This window comes from Nostoc sp. 2RC (assembly GCF_014222165.1).
GTDB classification, from domain to species: Bacteria; Cyanobacteriota; Cyanobacteriia; order Cyanobacteriales; family Nostocaceae; genus Nostoc; species Nostoc linckia.
In genome coordinates this window covers 1-8,394 of sequence record NZ_JACKZU010000360.1, presented here as the reverse complement: position 1 = coordinate 8,394, position 8,394 = coordinate 1, and the positions used below count along the sequence as shown (strand labels likewise).

The 8,394-nt window shown below is 40.4% G+C and carries 9 protein-coding genes and 1 tRNA gene; 3 read left to right on the top strand and 7 right to left on the bottom strand.

Annotated features, from left to right (window positions below):
- Positions 1-160: 160 nt before the first annotated feature.
- Positions 161-358, top strand: coding sequence for a DUF2795 domain-containing protein (locus GNE10_RS28400; RefSeq protein WP_099072014.1), 198 nt, complete (start codon positions 161-163; stop codon positions 356-358).
- A gap of 1 nt (position 359) precedes the next feature.
- On the opposite strand, the gene moaC is transcribed toward GNE10_RS28400, so the two are convergent.
- The gene (moaC, locus tag GNE10_RS28395) at positions 360-869 is read right to left on the bottom strand and encodes a cyclic pyranopterin monophosphate synthase MoaC (RefSeq protein ID WP_099072015.1); all 510 of its coding nucleotides are present in this window, start codon (positions 867-869) and stop codon (positions 360-362) included.
- Positions 870-903: 34 nt separating this feature from the next.
- On the opposite strand from moaC, the gene GNE10_RS28390 reads away from it, so the two are divergent.
- Positions 904-977: transfer RNA gene (locus GNE10_RS28390), tRNA-Arg, on the top strand.
- 33 nt (positions 978-1,010) lie between these two features.
- On the opposite strand, the gene GNE10_RS28385 is transcribed toward GNE10_RS28390, so the two are convergent.
- From GNE10_RS28385 to GNE10_RS28365, 4 genes are all read right to left on the bottom strand, one after another.
- Positions 1,011-2,231, bottom strand: a complete 1,221-nt coding sequence (locus tag GNE10_RS28385) for an MFS transporter (protein ID WP_185568972.1) — start codon at positions 2,229-2,231, stop codon at positions 1,011-1,013.
- A 246-nt stretch (positions 2,232-2,477) separates the two neighbouring features.
- Positions 2,478-2,810 (bottom strand): hypothetical protein, encoded by a 333-nt coding sequence (locus tag GNE10_RS28380; protein WP_099072017.1) that lies wholly within the window; start codon positions 2,808-2,810, stop codon positions 2,478-2,480.
- Positions 2,811-3,269: 459 nt separating this feature from the next.
- A complete protein-coding gene (locus tag GNE10_RS28370; RefSeq protein ID WP_311774864.1) occupies positions 3,270-3,758 on the bottom strand; it encodes a hypothetical protein in 489 nt (162 codons plus the stop codon).
- A 157-nt stretch (positions 3,759-3,915) separates the two neighbouring features.
- On the bottom strand, positions 3,916-4,572 hold the full coding sequence (locus tag GNE10_RS28365) for a hypothetical protein (protein ID WP_099072018.1): 657 nt from the start codon (positions 4,570-4,572) through the stop codon (positions 3,916-3,918).
- Positions 4,573-5,072: 500 nt separating this feature from the next.
- Here GNE10_RS28365 and GNE10_RS28360 point away from each other — a divergent pair, with 500 nt between their 5' ends.
- Complete coding sequence (locus tag GNE10_RS28360; protein WP_185568968.1) at positions 5,073-5,789, top strand: hypothetical protein; 717 nt, start codon at positions 5,073-5,075, stop codon at positions 5,787-5,789.
- A 302-nt stretch (positions 5,790-6,091) separates the two neighbouring features.
- On the opposite strand, the gene urtE is transcribed toward GNE10_RS28360, so the two are convergent.
- Together urtE and GNE10_RS28350 are read right to left on the bottom strand one after the other, a co-directional pair.
- A complete protein-coding gene (gene urtE, locus GNE10_RS28355; RefSeq protein WP_185568966.1) occupies positions 6,092-6,790 on the bottom strand; it encodes an urea ABC transporter ATP-binding subunit UrtE in 699 nt (232 codons plus the stop codon).
- 491 nt (positions 6,791-7,281) lie between these two features.
- Positions 7,282-8,094: a hypothetical protein gene (locus GNE10_RS28350; protein WP_185568964.1), complete on the bottom strand. Its 813-nt coding sequence runs from the start codon at positions 8,092-8,094 to the stop codon at positions 7,282-7,284.
- Positions 8,095-8,394: the final 300 nt, after the last annotated feature.

The following is an 8,394-nucleotide window of genomic DNA, read 5'->3' as shown; positions in this document are numbered from 1 at the left end:
TCTCCCCTTTCCCCTTTTCCCTTTCCCCTTTTCTCAATAATTCATCAACCTTGTGGATGACCTTTACATTTTTGAAGTTACAAATGATTCATCTGTTTGATAGAGGGAGTAAATATGTCCACTTGTGAAGATGGGGGATAACCATTAGAGGTGGACAAAAATGGCTAAGGCTAACCCAGTTGAAATTCAAAAACACTTGAAGGGTGTTGACTATCCTGCTAAAAAGCAAGATTTGATTCAACACGCTAAAAAGCAAGGAGCAGCTAAGGAGATTATCTCTTTGTTAGAGAAAGTGCCAGAAGAGAAAGAGTTTGACAGTCCCACGGCTCTTAATAAAGCTTTAGGTGATATAGATTAGGTTATTGCCCTGGCGGGGAATAATCTCCTGATTTCCCGCCACTTTTACTGATTAACCGAACTGATTCAATTTGAATCGATTTTTCTAACGCTTTGGCCATATCGTATAAAGTTAAAGCCGCAATAGAAACGGCAGTTAAAGCTTCCATCTCTACACCAGTCTCAGCTTTGGTTTTGACTGTGGCTTGAATTTCATAACCCGGTAGTTGGGGATCGGGTATGACCTCAATGGCAATTTTCTGCAATGGTAACGGATGACATAAGGGAATTAAAGCAGCTGTTTGCTTAGCTGCCATAATCCCAGCCAACCTCACAGTTCCCAAGACATCCCCTTTGGCAACGTTTCCGGCTTGAATTGCGGCAAAGGTGGTTGCCAACATCCGCACCTTGGCGGCGGCTACTGCTTGGCGCACCGTAGGTGCTTTTTCGGATACATCCACCATCTGCGCTTCTCCTCGATGGTCTAGATGGGTTAAGTTGCCAAAATTAGATGGAAAATTATCTTGCGTCATTTCGGGAAAAGGTGTTAATATAGTTTCTTGTCAAGGGCGTGTAGCTCAGTGGACTAGAGCACGTGGCTACGGACCACGGTGTCGGGGGTTCGAATCCCTCCTCGCCCGTTTTTTAAAGTTAGGACTTAGCAAACACAACTCCTAACTTATAATATTTAAGTTATTTATAGCGTAGGTATCTGGGATACGACCTAAGGCAAAACGCAAGGAATGAGCTAGGTTTTTGCTGGATTTGGTGAAGAAAATCACAAGTGCCAAAAAAGTGATGGCAGCACCATAGCCAAACATATTGCGGTAGCCTACTTGTTCGGCAATGGAACCCAGAAGAGGAGCTGCGATCGCAATTCCCAAATCAAACCCAGTCACGCAGATAGCAAAAATTCGCCCGCGTTCTTGTGGTCGCGATCGGTCTGCCATCATCGTCACAATCATCGATATAACTGTACCACCACCAGCACCTTCAAAAATTGCCGCCAGCAAGAAACTGCTTACACTGTGAGCCTGCCACAGGAACATCGACGCTAAAGTATAAGAAATTATACCAAAACTGATAAATAAACCACGACCCAGGCGATCGCTGGCTTTACCAGCAAATACCCTAGTACTAAAACTAGAAATTGCTGCAACTGTAAAAAATAATCCGCCGTTAAAGTTTATCTGAGTTGATTTGATAAATAGAGATACAAAGGTGTGTACTGTACCCGCAGATAAACCAACCAGCAACATAATTAAAGTGGGAACTCTTACCCGTGGGCTATTGAGAATTTGCCAAAAGTTTTGATTACTTTCCTGAGTTTGTTCCTGTGGCTGTATTGAGGGATTAGTCACTTGTACAATTGCTAACAGAGCGAAAAAACCCAACTCAGCAGCAACCAAAAACAACACTCCGTAACCAGTTGTAGCCTCTAAATAACCTCCCAAGGCAGGGCCAATTGCTAAACCAATGGGAGTTGCTAGGCTCATATAACCAATGATTTCGCCACGTTTTTCAGGTGGAGCCAAATCTGCGATTAACGCACTGTAACCAGTGGTAAAAGCGGCAATACTAACGCCGTGAAAAATCCGTACAAAAATCAATAGCCCGATAGATTGGGTTGCCAAGTAACCAAAAGGTGCGATGGCAGCTACCATCGTACCAAGCAACAACACAAACTTTCGACCGCGTTCATCAGCTAATCGTCCCAGCATCGGGCGAGTTAGCAATAAACCAAGGGCGAAACTACCCGTCACAATTCCAATTTGTTGTTTAGTTCCGCCCACATGGTCAATATAAAGCGGTAGAGTTGGCAAGAGGGAAGCCAAGCTCGACCAAAATAATAAACCTGCCGTAAATAAAATCAGCAGCGAAGTACGAAAAATCATACTTTCAGCCTTAATTTTTCAAAAAATAGTCTATTTCAGCATTTGAGCATCAATATTAAGCATGTTTTTCTACCCATATTGATGCTCAAGAGTGAGAGTCAAAATTCATCTCTATCCTACATCTGAAAGTTCTCTGACAATTGACAGCAGTTTTTATTTGCATGAAGTAACGTTCAAATTTCCATGCTTTTGGACAATCCATTTCAGGTTTCCAAACAGCATCTTTAACTCGAAAAGTTTTTGGAATCAGCTTTTCACGTTGGAAGTCCCCAACCCTGTTTCCTCTTTGAATAATTCCACTAAAGCAACTGTACCTACGAAAAAAGTATAAATACCATATTGAAATGGTAGTTTACTTTTTGACCGGGCATAAATAGCTGCTATTATCCCTTCAAATAGATGAGCTATTAAGGCAAATCTGGCTATAGCAAAAATTGGAGTGAGACCATCGGCAATTTCATTACTATCTAATAGCCCAAAAATTCTAGCTAATTCTAATCCTATGGCAGCAGTGATTAAAACGATAGATACAATTTTTATAAACCCAGCGATCTTTTGTCCAATCTGGCTTAGACTCATGCTCAAATTCAGATAATTTATTTTTGGTTGACTCGACTTTGATTGTAACTGAAGTTAATGCTAGCCTACTGAACGCAATTAAAAATTGAAATGGCAAAAATGTATGCCATTATACAACAAATTCAAAAAAACTGTTATAGGCTTGTAAAGCCCTTTACTTTTATACTTTTGGCGTAACTTCACCGCCAAAAAAGCACCAGAGCGATAGGGAATTATCTGTGATCGAGGGCGATTGATATACATCAAACGTAAACCTTGTCAAGTTGAACAAATTCCTGTCAGCAGCATAGGTGGCTTCCTACGCCCTGGTTATTTAGTAATTTTGAGAGTTGAGATTAAGCCTGTGCCAAAAGTCATTGATATGGCGGGATGAGGGAGATGACGAGGCAGGGGAGAATAATAACTTCCCAGTCAACAGTCAACAGTCAACACTCTAATGACTACCATCACATGCAGGTGTTAGCGGGGACGTAGTAGCCAATACCATCCAGAACCTTTGCGGGTTAGCCAAGAGTCATGCAACTGAGTGCGATCGCTATTAAAATATGGATGAGACACTGGGACATCAGAAAAATCTGAGTCATCTGGAATATGAATTTGGAGATTGTGGCAACTTGCTTCTAATTCAATAGTGACGGTGTAATTGCGATGGCCATAATTAGATTGTAGAAGCTGCTCTCTAATTATCTGCCGCTTCCTCTCTATTTCGTGCCTATCTGTGGGAGAACAGCGCACTCTTACCAATAAATTTTCATTGGGATTATCTAAAAGATACGGAAGAATTTGAGAATCACGTATTGTGGGAGAAGATTTTACTGGTGGTGTAGTTTCTGCCGTTGCTACAAATTGTATCGACAAAAACATTGCTGTAGTCACAGCAATAATTCTCCCTCTTTTAGCAATTTTAAAAATCATTGCAACTGATGTATTATCAAATATTTGATTCACTAACTTTTTCACAGTCCAAAACCTAATACAAATTAAAAATTCCAAAGAAGTACAAGGCTAGGGGCGCATAGCCATGCGCCCCAACAATTATCTGTATTTCACGAGTGGCTGTTATTAACAGTTTCCTACCCCGGAGAGTCTGTAAATCTGCAATCTCTTATTTATCATCTAGTAATTGATTGACTTGTTGTCCCCGGCGACCAGTTTTGATTTCATAGCGGCGGGTGAGGTTATCTTGATAGTTCATGTCTCTGGCAGCAGCGGAGTTAACAAAAGCATCGCAATTTCTACCTTGCACTACTGTTGAGGAACTACTGGTATTTTCCTCTGTACGGTTACTATTTTGATCGCGGGCATCGCTATTATTTTTAGTACCTTGGCTTGCACCATTACCGCTAACACCAATACCTAAGAAGCTAAAACCACCGCCACCGCCATCATTATGACTGCTAGAGGAACTGGTACGAGTGCTGCTAGAATTTGCCAAGGCAAGTTTGCTGGAACTGCTGCGAGTATTGCTACCTAAGCCAACATCACTGCACAAAGCGCGGGGGTCTTTTGCAAGAGTTCTTGGGTCAACCCAAGATTGATGGTCACCTAATCCTTGAATTTCACTATTACCAACTGCATTACTAGATGAACCAGGGGCAGGAGTGCTAGGAATTACATTGCCTACACCTGCACCGGAGTTAACAGTAACAGGTTTAAAGATACTAGTAGACTGGATATCAAAAGGGCCAGCAAAAGCTGGTAGTGTACTGGTTAGAAGTGCAGTAGCTGTTAGTAAAGAACCAGTTAAGTGACGGAATTTCATGGTCATGCTCCTAAGGTTTCTGTGTTGATGTGTATCTTGGGTTTTCAACCCTTCACTTACCTAATAGGTTGACCTTGATTTGTTTATGCACCCTTAGGGACTTCTAAATAAAAAATAATCAAATTGCTACAGCATATTTCAGGTAAATGAACTACAACTGTAGGGGCGCATAGCTATCGTTGGTGTCAATTTACCGTGAAACCCTTGTAAAAACGCGATTTTGAATTTACTAACTTCCCATCACGCTTCGCGTTACCCCACCCCGGCTTTGCTGGTTTCAAATCACCCTCTCTACTGCTTGATTTAAAAATACCTACCCTTGAAAGGATTGAGGGGTGGGGTAAAACGGCTGTGGGACAAGGGTTTAAGCTGAAGTTGACACCAATGACAGTCGTACGCCCTTACGCTTGTATTTGTATCATTTATAAAGTGAAATAGTACCAGAAGTTATTCTCCCTGTGTCCCTTGTCTACCCCATTCCCTACTTTTTAAAATTTTTTATGATACTTTTTATAGAAATAAATTTCCCTGAATTAGTGTTACAACGCTGGCAAACAGCCAAAGATATTGTCAACCAAAGAGTTAACACTTTGAATAATTCAGTAGAACAAATTAGTGAGTCTTTAAAAGCAAAAGCTACTACAACTACTAATACAGCAATTGATACAGTGACGACAAGTTTAGAACAAACTTGGCAAACTGCTGAACACTTGAAAAATAGTACATCCGGAGCAATTGAAACAGCGATTAATTCTTCTTTAAATCATTGGTTGATACAACATCCTGCAATTTTTCGCTTAATTCAAATACTCAGTTGGGCAACTAGCCATCCGATTATTAGTGTTGTAATTTTGATTTTTAGTTTGGCTATACTTTGGAGTATTATCAAAGCAATTGTCCGTGTGATTGAAACAGCTAGTTGGTCAATACTACAATTTCCAGTTAAGTTACTTCAGGGTTTAATTAAAGTTAGCTTTTTCTATTTAATTAAAGTTGGTAATTTTGCTATTCAACAAATAAAACCTCCTCAAACAACCGATAATCAGCCAGTTTTATTACCTGAGAATTTATCAATAAATAAACAAGTAAGATTGGCAGAAATTACAAGGCGTTTAGAGGCTATTCAAAAGGAACAACACGAACTTTTACAAGAAGCAGCAGATTTGATTGGTGAGAATTCAGAATTCAAGAGTTGGCAATCTTTGAATTTGGAGTAAGACTTACTATTGCTTTAAGCTTAAAATTCATCTTAGGTTAGGGCTAACGGTCTGTCTCATTACTTTAGATAGATTCTTAGTAAGCACTAAGGTGGTTAAAAATCAAGGACTAAAGTCCTTACTACGAATAATTTTTTCCTACAAAATTAATGGGACAGACCACTAAACATAAGATTTGTGTAGCTTTGTTGGGTTCTCACACGGTAAGCCAAAACTACAAATATTCCTAACTCTTGTAATTCTGAATTCTGTTAGCGGTAGCGGGGCGTTTAGCCCATTCTGACTCCTGAATTCTTTCTTAATTAAACTGCTAAAAAACGTTGAATCACATCTTGACTGAGTTCGTCGGTGGAACCAGAGGCGACTATACCGCCTTTTTGCATGGCATAGTAGTAATCGGCTTGACGGACAAAGTGTAAATGTTGCTCTACTAATAATACAGAAATGCCTGTGGTTTGGACGATGCGACGAACTGCGGCTTCAATTTCCAGGATGATGGAGGGTTGAATGCCTTCGGTGGGTTCGTCTAAGACTAGTAGTTGAGGTTCTCCCATTAAAGCACGAGCGATCGCCAATTGTTGCTGCTGTCCCCCACTCAAATCACCACCCATGCGCGAAAGCATGGTTTTTAATACCGGAAACAAGCTAAAAATTTCTTCGGGAATTTCGGCTTTTTTCACCGGTTTGCGTCTGGCTTCTAACCCCAACAACAGATTTTCTTTCACTGTTAAACGGGGAATAATTTCTCGTCCTTGGGGAACATAACCAATTCCTAATTTTGCTCTTTGGTCTGGAGATTTGGAGTTGATTAATTGTTCGGCAAAATTAATTGTACCAATACGGGGTTTGAGTAATCCCATGATGGTTTTGAGTAGGGTGGTTTTTCCTACGCCGTTACGTCCGATGAGGCAAACCATTTGCCCTGATGGTACGGTTAAATCTACGTTGCGGAGGATATGGCTTTCGCCGTAATAAACGTTCAGGTTAGAGATTTTTAGCATCAAAGAATTTTTAGCTGTTTAGTTATATTAAGTTGAATGCTGGCGATCGCTCTGTTAAGACATTGATTAATTACGGTTCATTAGAAGTCAGCTTAATATCCTATGATACCTGATTGCGAATGCAACTTAGTAGAGTGTTCATGTTGCCGCAGTTTTGGTATAAAAATTATACAACTGGCTCCCCTCGAATCCCGATTTTTGGATTCTGTGATGTGGGAATTTATAAATCAGATATTTATTTTCTTGGTGTTTTAACTGTTAGTTTGACAATATTTTATTTGCAACTTTGCTATAGCAATCCTAAATCATTCATGAGAAATTTAGAACCCATTGGGCGAATAGAATTCGCTACTACACAAACAAAGTCAACCTACGTGGACTTCATTGAATAACCCGCGTAGGCGGGTTTCGTCTGTGTAGCCGCGATTTCTAATCGCTAAATAAAATTTTACTTGTAAATTTGATTTTGAATCTACGTATTTTTTCACAATTCAATTCGGATTGCTATAGCGTCCCCAAGCTGGACTATTATTTGGTGGGAAGTTAGCACTTGCTGTTTTATTTTCCCAATTTTCAACATCTTCTCTATCCCAGCTGAGGATATCGTTAGCACGACCTATGCATTCAGCGAAATTTAAAATTCCATAAGAAAGAGAGACAATAATCAGTTGTGTTAATTGCTCGTAGCCTTTGTTAGGTAGATAAGCCATTCCTACCATAGCCCTAAAAAATCCTGCATACAAAACTCCAGATTTTACTGATATTAACCCTTGGTGTTGAAAGTTTTGTTTTTGAGCTTTACCTTCATTTTGCATCGCCAGTTCGCCAATTTTCTTGATAGAAGTGATAACGCTCTCAGTAGTTGTTGATGTGGCAATAGGTTCAATCATCTGTACTACCATATCAACTGCTTGCTGAAGACTCAACGAGGAGATTTGTGCTGTTTTCACTCCTTGGTTGGTAAATAGCCAAAAAGGCATAGTCATAAACTGAAAGCTATAGTCAGACCAGACTGAATCATCGAAAGATGTACTAGCTGGATTAAACCCAGAAATTTGTTGTGCTTTTCGATCTATAGTCGCCATTACAGAAGCCCAACTGCCTAAAGGGGATAATTGACCCAAGCCAGGGAGAGCGCTACCATCTGACCCAAACTGATTTCCCACGCCTCGATCCCAACTTGCATCAGCATTTATTACTAGCTTTGTACGCAAACCTGACTTAAGCGACGGTGGAGGCGTTAACCAACGAGCTAGTTCCATAGCTTTAGTCCCTGCCGCCTTTTTTTGTATGTATTCTACCATTAAACTTTCTCCATATTTGAATTAGCTTTTGATAAACTTTATTCCATCTAAGTAGGTGGGGATAATTAAATAGGACTTACGCAAAAACTCTCTGAAACTCTTATTTCGCTGCGTCAAAGGCGCACTGGCTTCTCTGTGGTAGTCTGCGGTAAGTCGCTGACGCTTCGCTAATGCGTCTAGAATTTTCCGTTACCTGTGCGTAATATCATGTCCGCTTGATTACTTATTAAATCCGAAAAACCCCAAAGAGCCAAAGCTACGCTTTGTCTCCCCTCAGAGCCTGCGGGGAGGGGATTAAGG